The organism is Mesorhizobium sp. P5_C1 (assembly GCF_054049815.1).
In genome coordinates this window covers 1-19,615 of sequence record NZ_JBFULQ010000058.1, presented here as the reverse complement: position 1 = coordinate 19,615, position 19,615 = coordinate 1, and the positions used below count along the sequence as shown (strand labels likewise).

24 protein-coding genes and 1 riboswitch are annotated in these 19,615 nt (G+C 63.2%); of the genes, 20 read left to right on the top strand and 4 right to left on the bottom strand.

The annotated features are described in order from the left end of the window. The coding region (locus ACXJ7R_RS07585; RefSeq protein ID WP_457151279.1) for an acyltransferase family protein at positions 1 to 1,059 on the bottom strand (1,059 nt) is incomplete at its 3' end. Between the two features lie 57 nt (positions 1,060 to 1,116). Here ACXJ7R_RS07585 and ACXJ7R_RS07580 point away from each other — a divergent pair. From ACXJ7R_RS07580 to ACXJ7R_RS07560, 5 genes are read left to right on the top strand one after another with little or no spacing between them, the layout of a single operon-like run. Continuing rightward, positions 1,117 to 1,824: a glycoside hydrolase family 108 protein gene (locus tag ACXJ7R_RS07580; RefSeq protein ID WP_457151278.1), complete on the top strand. Its 708-nt coding sequence runs from the start codon at positions 1,117 to 1,119 to the stop codon at positions 1,822 to 1,824. Further along, on the top strand, positions 1,824 to 2,048 hold the full coding sequence (locus ACXJ7R_RS07575) for a hypothetical protein (protein ID WP_457151277.1): 225 nt from the start codon (positions 1,824 to 1,826) through the stop codon (positions 2,046 to 2,048). Before ACXJ7R_RS07580 ends, ACXJ7R_RS07575 begins: the two co-directional genes overlap by 1 nt. Before the next feature lies 1 nt (position 2,049). Next, a complete protein-coding gene (locus ACXJ7R_RS07570; protein WP_457151276.1) occupies positions 2,050 to 2,277 on the top strand; it encodes a hypothetical protein in 228 nt (75 codons plus the stop codon). Then, on the top strand, positions 2,262 to 2,447 hold the full coding sequence (locus ACXJ7R_RS07565; protein ID WP_095091404.1) for a hypothetical protein: 186 nt from the start codon (positions 2,262 to 2,264) through the stop codon (positions 2,445 to 2,447). Before ACXJ7R_RS07570 ends, ACXJ7R_RS07565 begins: the two co-directional genes overlap by 16 nt. Then, on the top strand, positions 2,447 to 2,770 hold the full coding sequence (locus tag ACXJ7R_RS07560; RefSeq protein ID WP_095091790.1) for a hypothetical protein: 324 nt from the start codon (positions 2,447 to 2,449) through the stop codon (positions 2,768 to 2,770). Before ACXJ7R_RS07565 ends, ACXJ7R_RS07560 begins: the two co-directional genes overlap by 1 nt. Before the next feature lie 116 nt (positions 2,771 to 2,886). Here the strand turns inward: ACXJ7R_RS07560 and ACXJ7R_RS07555 are convergent, their stop codons facing one another. After that, on the bottom strand, positions 2,887 to 3,594 hold the full coding sequence (locus ACXJ7R_RS07555) for a hypothetical protein (RefSeq protein ID WP_457151275.1): 708 nt from the start codon (positions 3,592 to 3,594) through the stop codon (positions 2,887 to 2,889). A 194-nt stretch (positions 3,595 to 3,788) separates the two neighbouring features. Here ACXJ7R_RS07555 and ACXJ7R_RS07550 point away from each other — a divergent pair, with 194 nt between their 5' ends. Further along, complete coding sequence (locus ACXJ7R_RS07550) at positions 3,789 to 5,333, top strand: glycosyltransferase family 39 protein (protein ID WP_457151274.1); 1,545 nt, start codon at positions 3,789 to 3,791, stop codon at positions 5,331 to 5,333. Positions 5,334 to 5,468: 135 nt separating this feature from the next. Next, positions 5,469 to 5,987: a peptide-methionine (S)-S-oxide reductase MsrA gene (gene msrA, locus ACXJ7R_RS07545; RefSeq protein ID WP_457151273.1), complete on the top strand. Its 519-nt coding sequence runs from the start codon at positions 5,469 to 5,471 to the stop codon at positions 5,985 to 5,987. A gap of 53 nt (positions 5,988 to 6,040) precedes the next feature. Here the strand turns inward: msrA and ACXJ7R_RS07540 are convergent, their stop codons facing one another. Next, a complete protein-coding gene (locus ACXJ7R_RS07540; protein WP_457151272.1) occupies positions 6,041 to 6,778 on the bottom strand; it encodes an SDR family oxidoreductase in 738 nt (245 codons plus the stop codon). Positions 6,779 to 6,923: 145 nt separating this feature from the next. On the opposite strand from ACXJ7R_RS07540, the gene ACXJ7R_RS07535 reads away from it, so the two are divergent. From ACXJ7R_RS07535 to ACXJ7R_RS07500, 8 genes are all read left to right on the top strand, one after another. Beyond that, positions 6,924 to 7,844 carry a LysR family transcriptional regulator gene (locus ACXJ7R_RS07535; protein WP_457151271.1) on the top strand — a complete coding sequence of 307 codons (921 nt, stop codon included), beginning with the start codon at positions 6,924 to 6,926 and terminating at the stop codon, positions 7,842 to 7,844. Between the two features lie 104 nt (positions 7,845 to 7,948). Beyond that, positions 7,949 to 8,062: riboswitch (TPP riboswitch) on the top strand. Next, positions 8,053 to 8,661: a YkoF family thiamine/hydroxymethylpyrimidine-binding protein gene (locus ACXJ7R_RS07530; RefSeq protein WP_095091410.1), complete on the top strand. Its 609-nt coding sequence runs from the start codon at positions 8,053 to 8,055 to the stop codon at positions 8,659 to 8,661. (Overlaps the previous riboswitch by 10 nt.) 99 nt (positions 8,662 to 8,760) lie before the next feature. After that, positions 8,761 to 9,516, top strand: a complete 756-nt coding sequence (locus ACXJ7R_RS07525) for an ABC transporter permease (protein ID WP_095091792.1) — start codon at positions 8,761 to 8,763, stop codon at positions 9,514 to 9,516. Continuing rightward, positions 9,513 to 10,292 carry an ABC transporter ATP-binding protein gene (locus ACXJ7R_RS07520; RefSeq protein WP_457151270.1) on the top strand — a complete coding sequence of 260 codons (780 nt, stop codon included), beginning with the start codon at positions 9,513 to 9,515 and terminating at the stop codon, positions 10,290 to 10,292. The genes ACXJ7R_RS07525 and ACXJ7R_RS07520 overlap by 4 nt, the downstream gene beginning before the upstream one ends. After that, positions 10,285 to 11,307, top strand: a complete 1,023-nt coding sequence (locus tag ACXJ7R_RS07515) for an ABC transporter substrate-binding protein (protein ID WP_457151269.1) — start codon at positions 10,285 to 10,287, stop codon at positions 11,305 to 11,307. The genes ACXJ7R_RS07520 and ACXJ7R_RS07515 overlap by 8 nt, the downstream gene beginning before the upstream one ends. Before the next feature lie 503 nt (positions 11,308 to 11,810). Further along, positions 11,811 to 12,446: a methyltransferase family protein gene (locus ACXJ7R_RS07510; RefSeq protein WP_457151268.1), complete on the top strand. Its 636-nt coding sequence runs from the start codon at positions 11,811 to 11,813 to the stop codon at positions 12,444 to 12,446. A 474-nt stretch (positions 12,447 to 12,920) separates the two neighbouring features. Continuing rightward, the gene (locus ACXJ7R_RS07505; RefSeq protein ID WP_457151267.1) at positions 12,921 to 13,469 is read left to right on the top strand and encodes a hypothetical protein; all 549 of its coding nucleotides are present in this window, start codon (positions 12,921 to 12,923) and stop codon (positions 13,467 to 13,469) included. Between the two features lie 240 nt (positions 13,470 to 13,709). Continuing rightward, positions 13,710 to 13,874, top strand: a complete 165-nt coding sequence (locus ACXJ7R_RS07500; protein WP_457151266.1) for a DUF3309 family protein — start codon at positions 13,710 to 13,712, stop codon at positions 13,872 to 13,874. Between the two features lie 278 nt (positions 13,875 to 14,152). Here the strand turns inward: ACXJ7R_RS07500 and ACXJ7R_RS07495 are convergent, their stop codons facing one another. Further along, the gene (locus ACXJ7R_RS07495) at positions 14,153 to 14,410 is read right to left on the bottom strand and encodes a hypothetical protein (RefSeq protein ID WP_457151265.1); all 258 of its coding nucleotides are present in this window, start codon (positions 14,408 to 14,410) and stop codon (positions 14,153 to 14,155) included. A 475-nt stretch (positions 14,411 to 14,885) separates the two neighbouring features. On the opposite strand from ACXJ7R_RS07495, the gene ACXJ7R_RS07490 reads away from it, so the two are divergent. The 5 genes from ACXJ7R_RS07490 to ACXJ7R_RS07470 form a co-directional block, all read left to right on the top strand. After that, positions 14,886 to 15,611, top strand: a complete 726-nt coding sequence (locus ACXJ7R_RS07490) for a GntR family transcriptional regulator (RefSeq protein ID WP_457151264.1) — start codon at positions 14,886 to 14,888, stop codon at positions 15,609 to 15,611. A 3-nt stretch (positions 15,612 to 15,614) separates the two neighbouring features. Beyond that, entirely contained in the window at positions 15,615 to 16,655 is a 1,041-nt protein-coding gene (locus tag ACXJ7R_RS07485) for an ADP-ribosylglycohydrolase family protein (RefSeq protein WP_457151263.1), read from the top strand. Next, complete coding sequence (locus ACXJ7R_RS07480; RefSeq protein WP_457151262.1) at positions 16,652 to 17,626, top strand: PfkB family carbohydrate kinase; 975 nt, start codon at positions 16,652 to 16,654, stop codon at positions 17,624 to 17,626. The genes ACXJ7R_RS07485 and ACXJ7R_RS07480 overlap by 4 nt, the downstream gene beginning before the upstream one ends. A gap of 55 nt (positions 17,627 to 17,681) precedes the next feature. After that, the gene (locus ACXJ7R_RS07475; protein ID WP_457151261.1) at positions 17,682 to 18,743 is read left to right on the top strand and encodes an ABC transporter substrate-binding protein; all 1,062 of its coding nucleotides are present in this window, start codon (positions 17,682 to 17,684) and stop codon (positions 18,741 to 18,743) included. Positions 18,744 to 18,810: 67 nt separating this feature from the next. Continuing rightward, on the top strand, positions 18,811 to 19,615 hold an 805-nt coding region (locus ACXJ7R_RS07470; protein WP_457151260.1), incomplete at its 3' end, for an ABC transporter permease.

Here is a 19,615-nt window from a genome sequence, read left to right as displayed (position 1 = left end):
TGGCTGGCCCGATCTAACACCGCCATTGGCAACCGGTTGCTGAGGCGCCGGTGGCTTGGGCGCCAGGCGCGATATCCGTCTACGCAGCGGCGTCTCGACGTAGCGGAATGAACAGTAGCTGGCGATCGTCACAACGATCAATGTCAGCCCGAACCAGATGGGTTTCGGCAAAAGCGAAATTGGCGTCCACATCTTGAGCGCGACATGGATGGGCAGGTGGAGCAGATAGAGGGAATAGGAGATGTCGCCATACCACTTCAGCACGCCCCGCCCCAACAGGCGCTGGGCAAGCGGGGAGGCTGTCGAAACCAGGACGAGAGAAGGCAGATAGACAAGGTACAGCGTGCCGCCGAAAAGGGATCTTGGCAATTCCAGGACATCGATCATTCCAGGCCAGGACAAGACGTAGAGGACCAGCAGCGCAACGAACGGGACATCGTACGACTTGTCCGGCTCAAGCTCGATACGCCCGGCGACGACGCCGGCGAGAAACAAAGGGGCGGCCTGCATGAGAACGGGCGTGCCGATAGCGGCTCCCTGGAGAATGGCCGCCGCCGCGAGCAGCAAGAAGTTGGCAGCATTGCCCAGACGCTGGCAAATCCACCAGATCAGCGGAAAAACCAGATAGAACTGGATCTCTCTCGGGATCGTCCAGAACACGGATTGGCCGGCCCAGAAAACGTAATGGTGCCACCATCCATCCCATTTCAACCCGTAAAAAGGCTGGTCGCGACCTGTCAGCAAAAGCCAGGCATAGGCTGCCGTCACGCAGATCAAGAACAGTGGAAGGACGCGCGCCGCGCGCTTGACCCAGAAGTCGATCACCGCCGAGCCTGAAATCGGGGCAGTCGAATACTTCCTGCCCATCAGAAACCCGGACAGCACGAAAAACAGTTCAACGCCGATGAGGCCGCACCAGGCAAAGGTGAGGGGATGCCAGGGTGTATCGGTCGCGAAATGCTGAAGGAAGACTGACAGCGCGGCGATGCCGCGCAGCCCATCGAGCGCGGATATTCGCGCATTGTTGTTCAGCAAGTTAGATCCCTCGTCCTGCGCCAACTATAGCCAAATTCCAAAACTCAGCAACCTGCCCGGAGAGGGCGGAAAGGAACTGCCATGGACCGCAACTTTGCGCGGGCGCTTGCGCTCGTCTTGAAATCGGAAGGTGGGTGGTCGGACAATCCGGCCGACCCCGGCGGCGCCACCATGAAGGGTGTCACGCTCGCCAACTTCCGCCGTTATGTGAAGGCGAATGCCACCAAGGCCGACCTGCGCAAGATCAGCGACCAGCAGGTCGCTACCGTCTTCCGCCGCTACTACTGGGATGCGGTGCTCGGCGCCGAATTGCCCGACGGGGTCGACCATGCCGTGTTCGATTTCGCCGTGAACAGCGGGCCGGGCAGGGCGGCGAAAACCCTGCAGGCGGCCCTGGGCGTCGCCCAGGATGGCCGGATCGGGCCGGCCACCCTTGCCGCGGCCAGGGCAAGGCCGGCCGGCGTCACCATCGACGCGCTATGCGATGCGCGGCTGGCGTTTCTCAAACGGCTGCCGACATGGGCAACATTCGGGCGCGGCTGGTCCGATCGCGTCACGTCGGTGCGGGCTCAGGCCTTGCTGATGTCGGCGACACCTGTGACCGCGCCTGCGCCTGTGCCGGCCGCGCCGTCGCCCGGCGCCGAAAAGGCCTTTGGCGGGGCGCCGGCGGCCCAGCCCGTGCCGCCGGCCGTCAAGACTGCTGCCGCCGCCGGCATCCTTGTCCTCATCGCCGGAGCGCTCGCGGCCTTCCGGCAGCACGTCACCGATATTTTCGGGAGCCTCTTTTGATGAAATTCCTCAACACCAACGCGCTGCACAATCTGCTCAACACGCTGATCGCGATCATCTGCGGTGGCGCCCTGGTCGGCTTCGACTGGACGATGTTCGGCGTCACCGATCGCACCGCGCTTCAGATCAGCGGCGCTATCGCCCTTGCCAAGATCATCATCAACGCGGTGCGTGACGGTCCGCTCGGCATGGTCGCGCCGCCGCCGCCGGTCGAGGAGAAATGAGATGGGAGCGCTCGCCATGCTTGGCCAGTTGTGGCCGTATCTGCTTGCAATGGGTGCCGCGCTCGCCGGTCTCTGGACGGCCTACGCCAAGGGCAAGGCCAGCCAGAAGGCCAGGCAAGATGCCGCCGACGCCGCGGCGCGCAGCCGAGCCCAGAAGATCGACGACGCCGTTGCCGGCCGGACGCCGGCCGACAACAGGGGGAGGCTAGCGAAGTGGTCAAGATCATAGTGCTCTCGCTCCTGCTGGCCGGCTGCGCAAGTGCTGGCGGGTCGTTCTGCGCGGTCGAGCATCCCATACGGCCGGCAAAGGCAGAGGTGGCGACCCTTTCCGGCGCGTCGGTGGCGGCGATCCTGGCTCACAATGAAAAGGGCCAGGCGCTTTGTGGATGGAGGCCGTGATGCACGATCTGTTCGACCTGCTCGGCATCAAGGGACCGGTCGTCGCCGCCGGCCTTGCCGGTGGCGTCCTGCGGGCGCTGTCGCGGCATCGCTACAAGCTGCGCGAAATGGTCGCCTCACCGATCTGCGGCGCGCTTGCCGCGGCCTATTTGACGCTGCCGGTGGTGTCCTATGTCAGGATCGCCGGCCTGCCGATGCCCGACCCCGCCGACGACACCACCACGCTTGCCGCGGCTTTCCTGATCGGCGTCTGCGCCATGTGGATCTCGGACATCCTGTTCGAGTTTGTCGTTCGCAGGTTCAAGCCGGGGGTGCAGGAGTGAACCGCAAACGGCAACCAACCCCTCCGCCGCTCGTTKACCCTACGCTGGTTGATCCCAGCACTCCATAAGCCTGCCCGCTGCCGCAAGGTGGCGGGCCTTTTTGCGTTTCGGCCCGATCAGGCAAGGATGTTGACGGCGCGTGCCGCGACCAGCGCGATGGTCAGCAGCGAGATCATGGCCTCGGCCATCATCAGCAGCTTGGCGCGTTGGCTGAGTGGCAGCGTATCGGTCGGAGAGAAGGCTGTCGCATTGGTGAAGGCGAGGAAGAAATAGTCGACGAAGCCGGGCAGCCAATCGCGGAGATCACGGTCGTTCAGCGTCATCTGCGCAAACAGGAAATCAGCCTGCGCGAGCTTGACGAGGCCGCAGGTCGGCGGCCCGCCCCGGTCGGTGCTCCAGAACCACAGGGCAAAGACGATGACGTTGGTCACCCAGATGTTGAGCGCGTCGATCAACAGCGTCGTGCCGCTGTTGCCGGCGTGCCCCTCCAGCAAGGCTCGCACCAGCAGGACCAGCGAGCCGCAATTCATGACGCTGATGATGGCGGTCATGGTCAGGGCCGTTCTGCGGATCATGATGCGAAACTGGCCGATCGCATGCCATTCGTGATCCTCGACCGCCTTTCTTGTGGCGACCTGTGTCCAGGCCGTCGCCACCGACAAGGGCAGCAGCAGGGCGGCTTCCAGCGCCGGCGCCAGCCAGCGCGGCCCGAAGGAGAGGTTGTTGATGACCAGAAGCTGCAGGCAGATGATGACGAGGACGGCCGCACGCGCCATCCAGAAGTCGAGCGCACGGTAGTGGATGACGGCATGGTGGTGGCGCATCGGGACCCGGATTTTTTCAGACAGGGTCAGACGTGCAACGCTGTCCTGCCTGGAGAGAGGACGCCGATGCTCCTGCCCGATCTTGGTGCTGCAATGGCACACAGCTATACTTTTTCGTAAGCTTCGATTTTTGGGGCTGTTCGTCAAACCGGACTATGTGATTTAAGCGCCGCATGGTGGGGATAGATGGATCCATGGATCACTTGGTGCCGGCGGGATTGCCCGCCGCCGGCGTCGATTCCCCATCGGTTTTGTCCAGTCTGATCCGTCATCCATGGCACCTGCTGGCGCTTTTGTGCCTGATGCAGATCCTGTGCTGGACGGTGGCACCGGCGCTTATCAACGTCTCACCGCCCAACGATGTCGTCGAAGGCTTTATGTGGGGACGCGAATGGGTGCTGTTGACCTACAAGCATCCGCAACTTCCGGCATGGCTGCTCGAGACCAGCCATCTCCTGACAGGATCGTTCCGCTGGCCGCAATATCTCGTGGCGCAGTTGACGATCTCGGCGACGTTCGTCCTGGTCTATCTGCTGGCCCGCGACATGCTCGGGCAGAGGCGTGCGCTGGCCGCCGTGCTGTTGATGCCGTCGCTCTATTTCTTCGGCTGGCCGACCCCGCAGTTCAATCATGACTACGCGCAGATGCCCTTCTGGGCCGCTATCTGCTGGCTGTTGTGGCGTGCGGGCCGCGGCGGTGGGCCGATCTGGTGGCTGGCGCTCGGACTGGTGTCGGGCGTCGGGCTCTACGCCAAGTTCTCGACCGGCCTGCTGTTGCTGTTTGGCGCGATCTGGCTGTTGTCCGACGCGCGGGCACGCAGCCGGCTCGCCACGCCTTGGCCATGGCTTGGGCTTGCGGTTTTCGTCGCTGTCGCGGCGCCGCTGGCCATCGAGCTCTACCGCGTCGATTTCCTGCCGCTGACCTACGCCGCCTGGCGCGATCAGTGGGTGATGGCGCATCGCTCCCGCTTTTATTATATCGGCGTCCAGGCGGCCGGACTCTGCGGCTTTTTTCTGGTGCTGGCGATATCCGGGCTGCTTCGGCGCTCGCCCCCGCCGCAAGAGCCGGTCGGGCGCGGTACGCTCGTCTATCTCTTGTGGATGGGACTTGGCCCGGCGATCCTCATCATGGTGGCGTCCCTGTTCACCGGCACAGGCGAGGCCTGGGGCGCGCCGATGTACAATCTTGCAGGCGTCGTGGCGCTCGCCTTCCTGGGCCACCGTCTCGGCGCCGTCGAGATGCGAAAGCTGGTAATCTGCGCGCTCATCTGCATCATCGGCATATCTGGTGCCTATGCGGGCATCCGCTGGACGAAATGCAATCTGCGTGGGCGCATGGACGCCGTCTGCTGGCCGGCGCAGAAGATCTCGGATGAGGCAGAAGCCGTCTGGCACGCGGCGACGCCCGGTCGGCTCGACATCGTCGGCGGCCATAACATTGTTGCGCCGCTGGCGGGCCTCAATGCTTATGACAAGCCGTCGATCTTCACCGAGCTGAACATGCAGTACGCCCCCTGGATCACCAAGCAGCGGCTGCGCGATCACGGCATACTCCTGGTCTGGCCCGGGCGCGACGTGCCACCCTATCTGCAGGCGTGGCTTGGCAAACTGCCGGTCAAAACCGTTCTCTTCGACTGGTCGCTCAAGGCGCCGCCGATGGCGATCAGCTTTGCCGCCGTTCCGCCCGGCGCGCCGCAGCTGCCGAGTGTGATCGACAGCCTCGCCCAACCCGGCAACTGAAGCAGGTCGGGCGGTCCGCTGGACGAAGCAAGAGACAATGCCCATTTATGGGGAGATCCAACTTGCTTTTTGCGCAATTCCAGACGGAAAACCACTACGCATTTTTCCTGGAATTGCTTTTTGAGGAGACGTGATATGGCGACTTCGACCGAACGCGCAGTGCTTGCCGGCGGCTGTTTCTGGGGCGTGCAGGATTTGATACGGCGCTATCCCGGCGTCATCTCCACCCGTGTCGGCTACAGCGGTGGCGATGTGCCCAATGCCACCTACCGCAACCATGGCACCCATGCCGAGGCCATCGAGATCAATTTCGATCCGGCCGTCATCAGCTATCGCACGCTGCTGGAGCGCTTTTTCCAGATCCACGATCCGACGACCCGTAACCGGCAGGGCAACGATGTCGGAATGAGCTATCGCTCGGCGATCTATTACACGAGCGATGAACAGAAGCTCATCGCCGAAGACACCATCGCCGATGTCGACGCCTCTGGCTTGTGGCCGGGCAAGGTCGTCACCGAGGTCGCACCGGTCGGTCCCTTCTGGGAAGCCGAGCCTGAACATCAGGACTATCTGGAGAAATACCCCAACGGTTACACCTGCCACTTCGTCAGGCCGGGCTGGAAGCTGCCGGTTCGCGAGAAGGCGGTTTCGTAGGGTTTACAGGATCGGGGCCAAGGCCCCGATCCACACCTTGCCGCCGTCGCGAATCAAGCCTGCTGTGTCGGATAGAGGGTCAGGATATTGACGTTGACCCTTGGTGGCTGCGAGACCGCGAAGAGCATGGCGGCRGCGATGTCCTCGCTCTCCAGTTGCTCCATGTCGCCCAACCTTTGCTCGACAGCCAGCCGAACATCGTCGCGCATATTGGCGGTGAACTCGGTCCTGACCGCGCCCGGCTCGATCACCGTGACGCGGATGCCGTCCTTGCCGATTTCGCGGCGCAGTGATTCGGCGATAGCGCTGGCCGCATGCTTGGTGCCGGAATAGACCACCGACGGGTGGATGTAGCGGCCGGTGCCCGACGAAACGATGACGATGTGGCCTGATCCCTGCCGTTTCATTGACGGCAGCGCCGCGTTGATCGTGTAGAGCAGACCCAGAATGTTGAGGTCGACCATCTCCCGGTATTCGCGGGTGGTGGTGTTCTGGAAGGGGGCGGCGACGCCGACACCGGCAACATTGAACAGCAGGTCCAGCCGGCCATGGCTTTCCAGCACGCGCCGGACCATGGCTGTGGCCTGCGCCTCGTCGGTGATGTCGGTCTCGATGGCCAAGGCCTCGCCGCCGTTGTCGCGGATGCGTGCCGCCAGGTCGTCGAGACGCTGCCGACGTCGCGCCGCGATGGCGACGACAGCACCTTGCTCCGCCAGCGCCAGCGCGGTTGCCGCGCCAATGCCCGAGGAGGCGCCGGTCACCAAAGCGATTTTTCCGTTGAGTTTCTGCATGTTCGTTGCTCCTGCTCAGAGGGAAATTCAGGTGTGCTCGATGCCGATGATTGCAGCCGTTCGAGGCATGTCCTCAAGCTAGGCAGCAGAAGCCATACCGAAAATGCGATAGGATGCCATCATACTCATTGGAGAATCTGGCATAATGCGAGGTAGCGACTATGCCGAGCTGAAAGCCTTTGCCGCTGTCGTGGCGCATGGCAGCTTCGCCCGTGCCGCTGAGGATCTGCGGATTTCAGCGTCGACGCTCAGCCAGACGATCCGTCAGCTCGAAACGCGGCTTGGCCTGCGCCTGCTCAACCGCACGACCCGCAGCCTCTCCTTGACCGAAGCCGGCGCGCGCCTGCATGCGCGCTTCGCGCCGGCTATGGCCGAGATGGAGGCGGCGGTCGGCGATGCGACGGCCTTGCGCGACACACCGGCCGGCGTCTTGCGCGTCCATATGCCCAGCGTTGCCGCCGCCACCTATCTGGAGCCGTTGCTTGGCCGTTTTCATGAGGTATGGCCGGACATCGTGCTCGATGTGACGATCGACGATGCCGCCGTCGATATTGTCGAGGCCGGCTATGATGTCAGCGCCAGGCTCGGCGAATTTCTCGAAGCTGACATGGTCGCGGTGGCGCTTGGCGGCACGCAGCGCCAACTCGCCGTGGCCTCGCCGGACTATATCGCCCGTTACGGATCGCCRTCGGCACCGGCCGATCTGCTCCAGCACCGCTGTATCAATTGGCGCCGGCCGGGCAGTGCCGGGCCCTACGCATGGGAATTCGCCAGAGGCGGCGAATGGTTCTCGGTCGTGGTCAATGGTCCGCTTGTCGTCTCCAGCCGCGACATGGCGATTGCCGCCGCCGTGCAGGGCGTCGGCATCGCCTTTTGGGCTGAAGACCTCGTGCGCCCGTTGATCGATGCCGGCAAGCTGGTGTCGCTGCTGGATGATTGGTGCGCGGCCTTTCCCGGTTGGTTCCTCTGCTATCAGAAGCAGCGTCATACAGCACCAACCGTACGGGCCTTCGTCGATTTCCTGCGCCATGCGCATACTGGGCGCCAGACAACGCCTGTTGGTTGAAAGTTTGTCGCTCGACGGTCCGGTTTCGCAGGCCTGGCGCAATGCTTTTGGAGGAGCACACCAAAAAAACGGCTTTCGCTTCAACTCGAATGGTGCTTTAACCCGCGCATCCACAGGGGTGCTCCGTACGGTCGGGGCTGAGAAGGGGGCGGCAAGCCCACAGACCCTAGAAGCTGATCTGGGTAATACCAGCGGAGCGAGGCGGGCGATGTTTTCAGGCGCACAGATTTCCCTATATCCCATGGCCGACGATTTCGTCGGCGTCATCCTTGGCGCGCTGGATGGGCTCGACCCCTACCGCGATCGGCTCAGGATCGAGACCGACGACATCTCGACCTTGCTGGTCGGGCCGCCCGAAGTGCTGTTTCCGGCGATGCGAGACCTGTTCGTGGCGGCGGCACGCAGCGGCAAACATTGCGTGTTGTCAGCCACCATCTCGCGCGGCTGCCCTGGCGAGCCAGATGATCCGATCTGCCGTTCCGATGCGCTTGGTGGGCCTGTCGGCCCCCTCGGCCCGCGCAAGGATGCGGCAATCGCCGCGGTGCGTGGCGCGGCTTTGACCGGCCAGCCGGCGGCAGCGCAGTTCTCGCTCTATGTGATGGGCACCGACGACCACATGGAAGAGATCTATGGCTGCATCGATTTTCTCAAGCAGTCCGGCGTCTATGAGCGCTCGAAGCATTTCTGCACGAAATTGCGCGGGGATGCCGGCGCGATCTTTTCGGCGCTGGACGAAGCCTTCTGCCGCTTCGGGCCAGGCGCCGGCCACGTAACCCTCGACGTCACGGTCTCGGCGAACAGCCCGTCGGCCAGCTGAGCGGCCGCATTCGCGACCCCGTCAAAGGTTATGCCCGTGGTCTCATCATCAGCCGCTTCGAGCCCGATCGCGAGCCTTCTTGTCAAGGCAGCACCGGCCATGATTTCGGTCGGGTTGCTGCTGCTGGCTTGGGAGCTCTATGCCACTTATTCCGGCATCAAGTCGACGACACTGCCGGCGCCTTCGCGTGTGTTCGAGCAGGCGATGCTCAATCGCGAAGCGCTGGTCGACAATGCCATTCCGACCATCCGGGCCACGCTGATCGGCTTTGCCTTTTCGCTCAGCGCGGCCTTTGCGCTGTCGATGCTGGTCGACTTCTTCCGGCCGCTGCGGCGTGCGCTGTTTCCCGTCTTCATTGTCAGCCAGACCTTGCCGCTGGTGGCGATCGCGCCGCTGGTGGTGCTGTGGTTCGGCTTCGGGTTGATGCCCAAGATCATGCTGGTGGCGCTGGTCACCTTCTTTCCGATGCTGGTGGCGCTGGTGCAGGGCTACGAGGCGACGGAGGCCGAGATCGGGCAGATGCTGCGCGCCATGGGGGCAGGGCGCTGGCGCGTCTTCTTGTTGGCGCGACTGCCCTCGGCGCTGCCCTATTTCTTCGCCGGCCTGAGGATCTCCATCACCTATGCCGTGGTCGGCGCCATCTTCGCCGAATATGCCGGTGCCGCGAAGGGGCTGGGCATCTACATGCTCAACGCCAAGAACAATTTCCGCCCCGATCTGGTGCTGGCCGCCGTCGGTGTCAGCGCCGCGCTCACGCTCACTCTGTTTGGGCTGACGGTGCTCCTGCAGCGCCTTGCCATGCCCTGGGAACGGGCCGCCGGCCAGCACCCCGCCGGGACGGGGCCGTGGCGATGAGCCGGCTCGAACTGCGGCATGTGCGCAAGGCATTTGGCCGGCTCGACGTGCTCGCCGACATTTCGCTCAGCGTCGGTGCCGGTGAATTCGTCTCCATGCTCGGGCCGTCGGGCGCTGGCAAGTCGACGCTGTTCCAGCTTCTGACCGGCGCGCAGCACGGCGAGGGCGAGATGTTCTTCGACGGCACGCCGCTCGACGACCACGGCAGGCATTTCGCCTTTATGCCGCAGCGTGACGCGCTGATGCCGTGGCGACGCATCCTCGACAACACGACGCTTGGGCTCGAAGTGCAAGGCATCAGGCGCAAGGCGGCGCGGGCGCGCGTTGCGCCGCTGTTTGCCGAGTTCGGGCTTGCCGGCTTCGAACGGCATTTTCCGGCGCAGCTTTCGGGCGGCATGCGCCAGCGCGCGGCGCTGTTGCGCACCGTGGTGCAGGAGCGCGACATGCTTTTGCTCGATGAACCGTTCGGCGCGCTCGATGCACTGACCCGCACCGCCATGCAGCGCTGGCTCGAGCAGATGTGGCGGCGCCATCGCTGGACGGCACTGTTGATCACCCACGATGTGCGCGAAGCCGTCTTCCTGTCCGACCGCATCTATGTGCTGTCGGCGCGTCCGGCCAGCATCGTCCGCGAAATCAAGGTGCCGCTGCCGCGCCCGCGCAGCCTTGGCGGCGCTGACGCGTTGCAGACAAGCGCAATCGAGGCCGAGATACTCGACATCCTGCTCAACCCCGAGCCCAACCCGCACTCATCCAAAGGACACGACCATGACTGACTTGACGCGCCGGCAGGCCTTGTTGCTCACCCTTGTCTCCGGTCTTCCGCTGGTGGCCGGAGCTGGCCATGCCCAAGCACAATCGGCTGCGCAAAAGGTCACCGTCGCCCTCGACTGGACGGTCAACACCAACCACATCGGGCTGTTCGTCGCCCGCGACAAAGGGTTCTATTCCGAAGCCGGGCTCGAGGTCGACATCCTGCCCTACAGCGATACCGGTGCCGGCACCCTGGTCGCCAACCGCGTCGCCGATTTCGGCATCAACGGCACCATCAGCCTGTTCACCCAGAAAACCGCCGGAGCCGACCTGAAGGGCGTCTATGCCGTCGTGCAATCCGAAACCGGCCGGCTGGTGTTCAACGCGGCACGCAGCGAGATAAAAAGTCCGAGGAACCTTGACGGCCTGACCTATGGCGGCTTCGGCAGCGCCTGGGAAAACGCCCTGATCGGCACCATCATCCGCCACGATGGCGGTAAGGGCAATTTCGAGACGGTGACACTCGGCACTTCAGCCTATGAAGCGCTGGCCAACGGTTCGGTCGATTTCACGCTGGAGGTCTCGACCTGGGAAGGTGTCGAAGCCGGGTTGAAAGGCGTCAAGCAGCGCAGCTTCGTCTACGCCGACTATGGCGTGCCTGATGAGCACACGACCCTGATCTCCTCGAGCGAGGCCTATCTCCAGGCAAACCCCAAACCTGCGGCCGCCTTCGTCCAAGCGACGCGGCGCGGCTACCAATTCGCCGTCGACCATCCCGATGCGGCTGCCGCACTTCTGATCGCCGCCAATAAGGACACATTGACAAATCCGGCGCTGATCGAAGCCTCGCTGAAGGCACTGATCGATGGCCACTATTTGCGCGGGGACAATGGCGCAATCGGCACGATGGATCCGACCAAGATGCACGCGATTGGCGACTACCTCTTCGCTGCGGGCATTCTGCGCGATGCCGATGGCAAAGTTCTGACGCAACGCCCTGAATTCGCGGAGTACTTCAGCAACTCAACTCTGGGGTAGGGAGCCTATCTGATTCTCGAAACTTCGAAGGACTCGCGTGGCGTGGCAGCTTCCCGTCAAACGCGCACGCATTGGCAGATTCCAGCTAATTCCTCGCGATCTCGTAGAGCAGAGTGGTTATGCCGCCCGGGTTCACCCTGCAGCGACAAAGCGGCTGCGTAGAGTTTCGCCACGCGACAGGTGGCTCCGGTTTCCCGCGACATGACATGGTTGAGCACGGCCAATTGTGCACGCAGCGCCTCGGCGGCTTTGCTGTGGAGCCGAAGACAGCAGAGACGCGTATCTTTGCCTGGGGCCGGAGACATCCTGCTCGTGTTTCGCACGATCGTTGAAGGCGTTCGCTGGCGTCCGGAGACACATAAGCGCTTTGCTGCCGATCTGATCTTCTTGATTAACCGTACGGCAATGGTTGCGTGCAAAGGTCGCCCCGAGGGATAACCGGGTGCTTGGCCTTGCTCATGTCAAAAATTGAAACCCTTTCGCACGTCAACGACGAAGGGATTTTGTCCGCAGCCCGAAAGCGGGAAATCCTGGTCGACCTGCGGGAAGGCTTCTTTCGGCTCTGCTCGCTGGCTTTCGCGGGGCTGTTTGTCTATCGCGGCATACACCACCTCATGCTCGACCCGACCCGTATCAATGTGGCACTGGTGGCGACGTCCGAGATCCTAACCTTTACCTGGCTGCTTTTGTCGCGGCGGCCGCAGGTTCGCGACTGGAACCCGCTCACGGTGATCGTATCCGTGATTGCCAGCTTCGGTGTCGGCTTCATCACCTTCGAGCCGGGCGTTGCCATCATCCCGGTCTATGTCGCCGCGCCGCTGCAAGCCCTGGCGTTGAGTTTCGTGATCTGGGGCAAGGCATCGCTGGGGCGTTCGTTCGCCATTCTGCCGGGCAATCGCGGCGTGATGACCGGGGGTGCCTACCGCCTGGTGCGACACCCGATCTATGCCGGCTATCTGGTCGGCCATGTCCTGTTCCTGCTGTCGGCCTTTTCCTTCTACAATCTCGCCGTCTACGCCGTCATCACGTTCTTCCAGGTGCATCGCATCCTGCGCGAAGAGGCGCTGCTTGCCGCCACGGCGGAATATCGGGACTATATGAAGCGCGTCCGCTACAGGCTGTACTACGGGATCGTCTGACAACAAGGCCCGTGCACAACGTCGTCGTTTTGTCGGCAATCGCGCAGGCAGCGTTTTGGCATGACCCGCCTTCTATTCCTGTCTGGCGCAAATTGACGTCATCGGGGCAGCCGTGACGCCAATGCGTTGCGTTTTGATGCGGACCTTTCGCTGACGGGCTCGGGGACCCATCGCGGCGGCCTGACCAAAAAGTTCATGCGGTCTCTGGCCTGGCGCCGCCTCGAACAAATTCCATAAAAATCGATTCTTAACAAACTTCGAAATACATATCGATCATAACGATCCGCTTCACATCGTTATCACGAAGATTGTACGTCAATTTTATTATTTTTATACTTTTACAATTTCAAAAATTAACACCATCAATCGCGCTGGCGAAGCGCTTTGTGAAACTTAAGTTCACTCCCTGCGTAGGTTAATTCGCAATCGGCCTCTGGCTGACTGCCTTATCTCAACGGCAACAGGGAGAGTGTTATGACTTTTTCGATCAAAACAGTCGCCAGTGTGTTGGCAAGTGGTGCGGTAGTCTTCGTTCTTTCGCTGCCAGCGTATACTGCAGGGCTCGGTCTTGGCGCAGGCGCCTCGGTGGGCGGTAGCGGCGGCGTCAATGCCGGCGTCGGTGCGTCGGTCGGCGGCACTGGAGGCGTCAACGCAGGCCTCGGTGCTTCCGTAGGCGGCAGCAACGGCATCAATGCCGGTGCCGGCGCCGATGTCGGCGGGGCTGGCGGCATCACTGCCGGCCTCGGCGCCAGTGTTGGTGGAACGGGTGGAGTCGGCGTCGGCGTTGGCGGAGGCGTTGGTTCAATCAACCCGAGCAATCCCGGTAATCCGGGCACAACAGGGAACCTGGGCAACTTCGGAACACCGCGTACTTTGGGACATCCGAACCTGCCGGGTGTCGTCGCCGACATGTCGGACAGTCAAGTGGCACGGTTGAAGAGGCGCTGCGTCGATGTCCTCGGCAGTTCCGGGGACTACGACCGCGACCTGCGCCAACTGTGCCTTTTGATCGCACGTCGCTGACGCCAAGAGCGCCGGGAGCGGACTGGCCGTGAGGCTTTAACCGCACTCTCCTGGCGTCCGTCCGGTCGGAAAGCCCGCCATCCCGGCGGGCTTTCCGCACACCTGCATGATTGTTCCCGGGCGTCCGTCGTCGCTGCGGCGGCGGAACGCCATTGCGTCGAGAGCGTTTACATCTCGGCAACACGCGAATGGCGCAGTGTTCAGCTGGCGCAGAAGCGCACAAAAGGGAGCGGGAAGACCATGAGCTTGGGAACCATACTAATCATTATTCTTGTCTTAGCRCTGCTTGGGGGCTTCAGTGGCCTCGGTGGCGGTCCATTCTATGGCACCGGTTACTATGGCGGCGGCGGTCTGGGGCTCGTGCTGCTCATCATCATCGTGCTTGTCGTGCTCGGGCGGATCTAGCCGCTTGCTTGCCGAACCGATCGCAATCCCGTGACCGCATCGATTTCGGCGCGCACCGGAATGTGAACTTCGCAAGCCGGCTTGTGATCCGGCTTGTTTGGAAAACTTTGTAAGGTGATCGCGGTCCACACCCCCCGTGGAAACAAGAGGAAAGGGTCCCACCCCTTGTCCTCCTCCAAGGCCCGCTCCGGTTCGCCCGTGGCGGGCTTTTGCTTGGCGGTCTAGGAAACCGGCTTGCCGCCGACATCGAGTTCGGGCCAGGGGCCGGGGCCGATCGATTACTCCATGTCAGGCACGTCGCCGCTGACGAACAGGGTGTTCGGCGGACCGTACTCGCCAAGTGTCGGGTCGGCCTCGCGGCTCCAGGCGATGACGCCGACATGTTTTGCCGCCAGCGCCCTGGCCGTGCGTATGGCACGGTCCTCGCTCTGCTGGTCGGCAGGGCCGAAGGCCGGAAACAACTCGCCGTCATCGCCGCGGTCGAACGCGACCACGACAATCAGTCTGGGACTTTTCTGGCCTTGGGAATCGGACATCTTGCACCTTCCTCAGGAAATCTATCACACTACAAGGAACTAGGTCGGCACGTTCGATTTCGGGAGGTGGCGTGGTGCAGGACCAGCGTTTCGATGAGCCGGTGAGGATTGCGCTCGGGGCAAAGGCACATGGCAGCCCGTAAGGTCTGCCTGGCCGGGAAGGAAGGAAGCCTCGGCGGCACGAGCGGCGTTCATTAGCGCCGCAATCGAAGCGGATATCCTCGTTGAACCCCGTGAGATGTCGATGCCGTCCGGCCAAAATTGAATCAAGACTTGGCTCTATCTCTTGATTGATTGCGGTGTTTTCGGCGATCACGATCAGCTTTTCGGGTTCATGCTGCCCGGCCCGCCGACGCCTTGCAGACACTTCCGCACCATTCGCTGGCCGTTTGGCTTGCCTTCGGCATCCCGTTGACATGGTACCCACGTCCATATATTGAACAGGACTATACAGGTTCACTAGACAGGTACGCATATGAAGCGGCGCGCGGTTCAACTGTCTCCCGGCACGGGCAAGCCCGAGCAGATCGCCACTGTTCTGGAGCATGAAATCCGCTCCGGCGTGCTCGGCTTCGGCGACCGCCTGCAAAGCGAGAACGAGCTGGTCCAGCGCTTCTCCGTCAGCCGCAACACGATTCGTAAGGGCCTCGAGGAACTGTCCAGCCGCGGGCTGATCACCACCAAGGTCGGCATCGGCTCGTTCGTCACCTTTGACGGCATGCCGGTCGACGACGCGGTCGGCTGGTCGCGGGCGCTGGCCAATGCCGGCGCCAATGCCGAGACGCGGACGCTGCGACTGGAGGTGATCGAGGACGCAGACCTGGCTGCCTGGCTTGGCATTGAGAGCCCGTTTTTCATCGCCGTCGACCGGGTTCGCACCAACGCCAGCGACGGCCATGCCATTTCTATCGAACGCAGCCGGCTGCCGCTGTCGCCGGAACTGGAGGACGTGCCGCTGCGCGGCCTGCGCGAGGGTTCGCTGCACCAGACGCTGCGCGACGCGGGGCTCATTCCTGACCATGGTGAGGAATGGGTCGAAATCGAGATGCTCAATGCCGAGGATGCCGCCATCCTCGGTTGCCCGCAAGGCTCGCCGTTCCTGCGCGGCCGTCGGTTGACCCGCGCCGCCGACGAGCGGCCGATCGAGTATGTCACCAGCCTGCTCAACCCGGCGCATTTCGCGCTGCATATGAGGTTCTGAGCGATGTCGGATGCAGCGAGCAAGGCGATCGACCGCGCCATGGGCGCACTTGTCGGCGGGGCGATTGGCGATGCGCTAGGCATGCCGACGCAACTCCTGTCGCCGGCCCGGATCGCCGAGCTTTATGGCCATGTCGACGATTTCGTCGCCCCGGTTGCCGACCATCCGGTGTCGAAAGGGCTGCTGGCCGGCACCGTCACCGACGACACCGAGYAGGCACTGCTGCTTGGCCGCATCCTTGTGGAGTCCGGTGACCGTTTCGACCATGCGCGCTGGGTCAACGCACTGCTCGACTGGGAGCGCGAGGTCAAAGCGCGCGGCAGCTACGATCTGCTGGGACCGTCGACCAAGCGCGCCATCGATGCCATCAACAATGGCGTGCCGGCGGAGGAAGCAGGGCGCGGCGGCGACACCAATGGTGCGGCGATGCGCATTGCGCCTGTCGGCATCATGATGCCGCTGGAGCCGCTCGACGCGCTGGTCGCCAAGGTGGCGGAGACCTGCCAGGCGACGCACAACACTTCGATCGCCATTGCTTCGGCCGCCGCAGTCGCTGCCGCCGTCAGCTGTGGCGTCGCCGGCGGTGGCTGGCGCGCCGCATCCGACAGCGCCGTTGCGGCGGCGAGGCGCGGGGCCACGCTCGGCCATTGGGTGACCGGCGGCGACATCGCCGCGCGCATCGTCTGGGCGCAGGACATCGTGCGTGGCAAGGTGATGAAGGATGCGATCCGGCTGATCACCGATCTGGTTGGCACCGGCGTCGCCAGCCAGGAATCCGTTCCGGCCGCCTTCGCGGTGCTGGAAGTCGCCGGCGGCGATCCATGGCAGGCGGCCGTCATCAGCGCCAATCTCGGCGGTGACACCGACACGATCGGCGCCATCGCGGCCGGCATGGCGGGAGCCTGCGCCGGCTTTTCCCGATTGCCGCAGCAGCATATCGCCAGGCTTGTCGGCATCGACATGTCGGAGGTTCGCGCCCTTGCCTCCGATCTCATGGCGGTAAGGGTTGCGAAAAAAGGTTCCGGCAAGGACGCGGCGGCATGAGCGGGCGTCTCGTCCATATCGGCAGTGCCGTGGTCGACTATGTCTACCGCATCGATGCCTTGCCGGCGCCCGGCACGGAGAAGACCGCATCGAGCTTCGCCCAGGTCGCCGGCGGCGGCTTCAACATGATGGTCGCGGCCAGCCGTACCGGCATGAAGGTGGTGTTCGGCGGCCAGCTCGGCAGTGGGCCGAACGGCGACTTCCTGCGGGCCGCTTTCGCCAACGAGGGCATCGAGACGCTGACGCCGCCATCGCCCTTGATGGATAGCGGCAATTGCGTCGCCATGATCTCGAGCGACGCCGAACGCACCTTCGTGTCGTGGCCGGGTGCCGAGAGCGTGCTCAGCCCCGACATGATGGCGCCCGTCTCGGTCACACCGGGTGACTGGGTGTTCACCTCCGGCTACACGCTGAGCTACCCCGCAAGCCGTGACGTGCTCACCGACTGGATCGAAACACTGCCGGCGGACACTCCCTTCGTCTTCGATCCGACGCCGGTGATATCGGACATTCCGCGCCTCATCCTGTCACGGGTGCTGGCCCGCACCACATGGCTAAGCTGCAACGCGACGGAAGCGGCCGAGATTGCCGGTCCGGGCGACGTTGAAACGGTTGCCGCGCGGTTGCTGGAAGTCCATTGCCCGAAAGCAGCCGGCGTGGTCATCCGCGCCGGGGCCAAGGGCTGTCACGTACGGCGGGCCGACGGCTCGGTGCAGACCGTTGCCGGCTTCAAAGTTTCCGCCATCGACACCAACGGCGCCGGCGACACACATATCGGCGCCTTCGTCAGCGCGCTGTCGCGCGGCATCCCGCCTTTCGAGGCAGCGCGCTATGCCAATGCAGCGGCGGCGGTTTCGGTGACCCGCCATGGCGGTTCTTCGGCGCCGACCGATTACGAGATCCAGACATTCCTGAGCCATGCCGCCGACCCGTCGGGCGCACAGGGCCGGACACAGAAGGCCAATGCATAACTGCCAGAAAGCCTGACAAGCCCGGGAAGCGGGCAAACACAGAGAGGAACCAACCATGCGCATGCCTGACTTGACTGCTCTTTTGACGGCGACCGCCGTATTTACCTCCGCACTTGCGTTTGCCGCCAAGGCCGACGAAGTGCATGTGCTCAACTGGAAGGGCTACGGCACCGACGAGCCGTGGGCCGTCGAGGCTTTCGAAAAGGCCACCGGCAACAAGGTCATCAACGACTTCTTCAATTCCGAACAGGAAATGCTGACCAAGATCCGGACCAATCCCGGCCTCTATGACGTCGTCATGATCAATGCCGCCTTCAACGACCAGGCGATGGACGGAAAGCTGATCCAGTCGATCGATACGTCCAAGTTGCCGAACTACGCCGACATCAGCAAGGACAAGGCGGGATCGCCGATGCTTGTCCATGACGGCAAGGTCTATGGCGTGCCATGGGTGTGGGGACTGACAGCGCTCGCCATCAACGAGAAATCCTTCGACAAGCCGCCGACCAGCATCGCCGCGATGTGGGATGCCGCCCACAAGGGCCGCGTCGTCATTCGTGACGACGCCGTCGAGGCGGTGCAGTTCGGCGCCATCGCCACCGGCCAGAACATCAACGACATCAAGGATATGGATGCGGTCAAGACGAAGCTCACCTCGCTGATGCCGCAGATCAAGACCTTCTGGAGCTCGGAGAACGACTGGAACCAGATGGTCGCCTCCAACCAGATCGACATCGGCACCTACTGGAGCGGTTCTGCCGACCGCGCCAAGACGCATTTCAAGCTGCCGGTCTCGCTGGTCGTGCCGCAGGAAGGCGCCGTCGCCTGGCTCGATGCCTTTTCCATTCCGGCCGGCGCCAAGAACGTCGCCGGCGCCGAGGCCTTCATCAACTACATGATCGACCCGAAATTCTATGTCGAATGGGTCACCAAGGTCGGCGCTCCGGTCTCGGCTAGCACGAAGGCGGTGGAAGCGCTGCCCGAGGATGCCTTCAACCGCAAGGTGATGGGGGACCCCGAAGTGGCCAAGCGCATCCAGTTCCAGGCGCCGATAACCGACGCGCAGCGCGAAGCCTATCTGGCGCTGTGGCAACAGCTCAAGGTCGACGTGAAATAAGGCCGACATCCGGGCCAGCCGGCGGTTCGCGCCGGCTGGTTCTTTCAATCCTGGGGAGGAGGGTATCATGGCAGCTGCGACAGCGTCGCGAAGCGGGCTGAGATCGGCATTGCCGCTGCTGGCGCCGGCCTATCTCTGGCTGACGGTGGCGATCTTCCTGCCGCTCTCGGCCATGGTCTTCTTCTCGTTCATGACCGAGCTGCCCCTGTCTGGGAAGCCGTGGGCATTCACGCTCGGAAACTATGCCGCCTTCTTCTCGCAGAGCCTCTATCTGACGCTGCTGCTCGCCTCGCTGCGGCTAGGCCTTGAAGTGACGCTGTGGTGCATCGTCATCGGCTACCCCGCGGCTTACGTGCTGGCCAAGGTGCTGAAGGGCCGCAGCCGCGAGGCGATCTTCCTGCTCGTCATCCTGCCGTTCTGGTCGAACGGCCTGGTGCGCATCTTCTCCTGGGCGATGGTTCTGCGCGAAGGCGGCATCCTCGACACGGCGCTCAACGCAGTGCTGCCGTTCAAAATCAACATCGACCTCATGTATTCCTATCCGGCCGTGATCATCGGGCTGGTGCATTCCTATGTGCCCTACATGGTGTTGACCTGCTACCTGACCCTGCAGGCGATCGACGACTCGCTGATCGAGGCCGGGCGCTCGCTCGGTGCCTCGCGGCTACAGGTGCTGAAGCGCGTGATTATTCCGCTGTCGATGCCCGGATTGGTGGCCGGCGCAGCACTCATCTTCGTGCCGGTTGTCGGCTCGTTCATGGAGCCACGCATCCTCGGCGGCCGCACAGGCACCTTCTACGGCACGGTCATCGAGGACCAGTTCGTCGCCGTGTTCAACTGGCCGCTGGGTGCGGCGCTCTCCTTCATCCTGC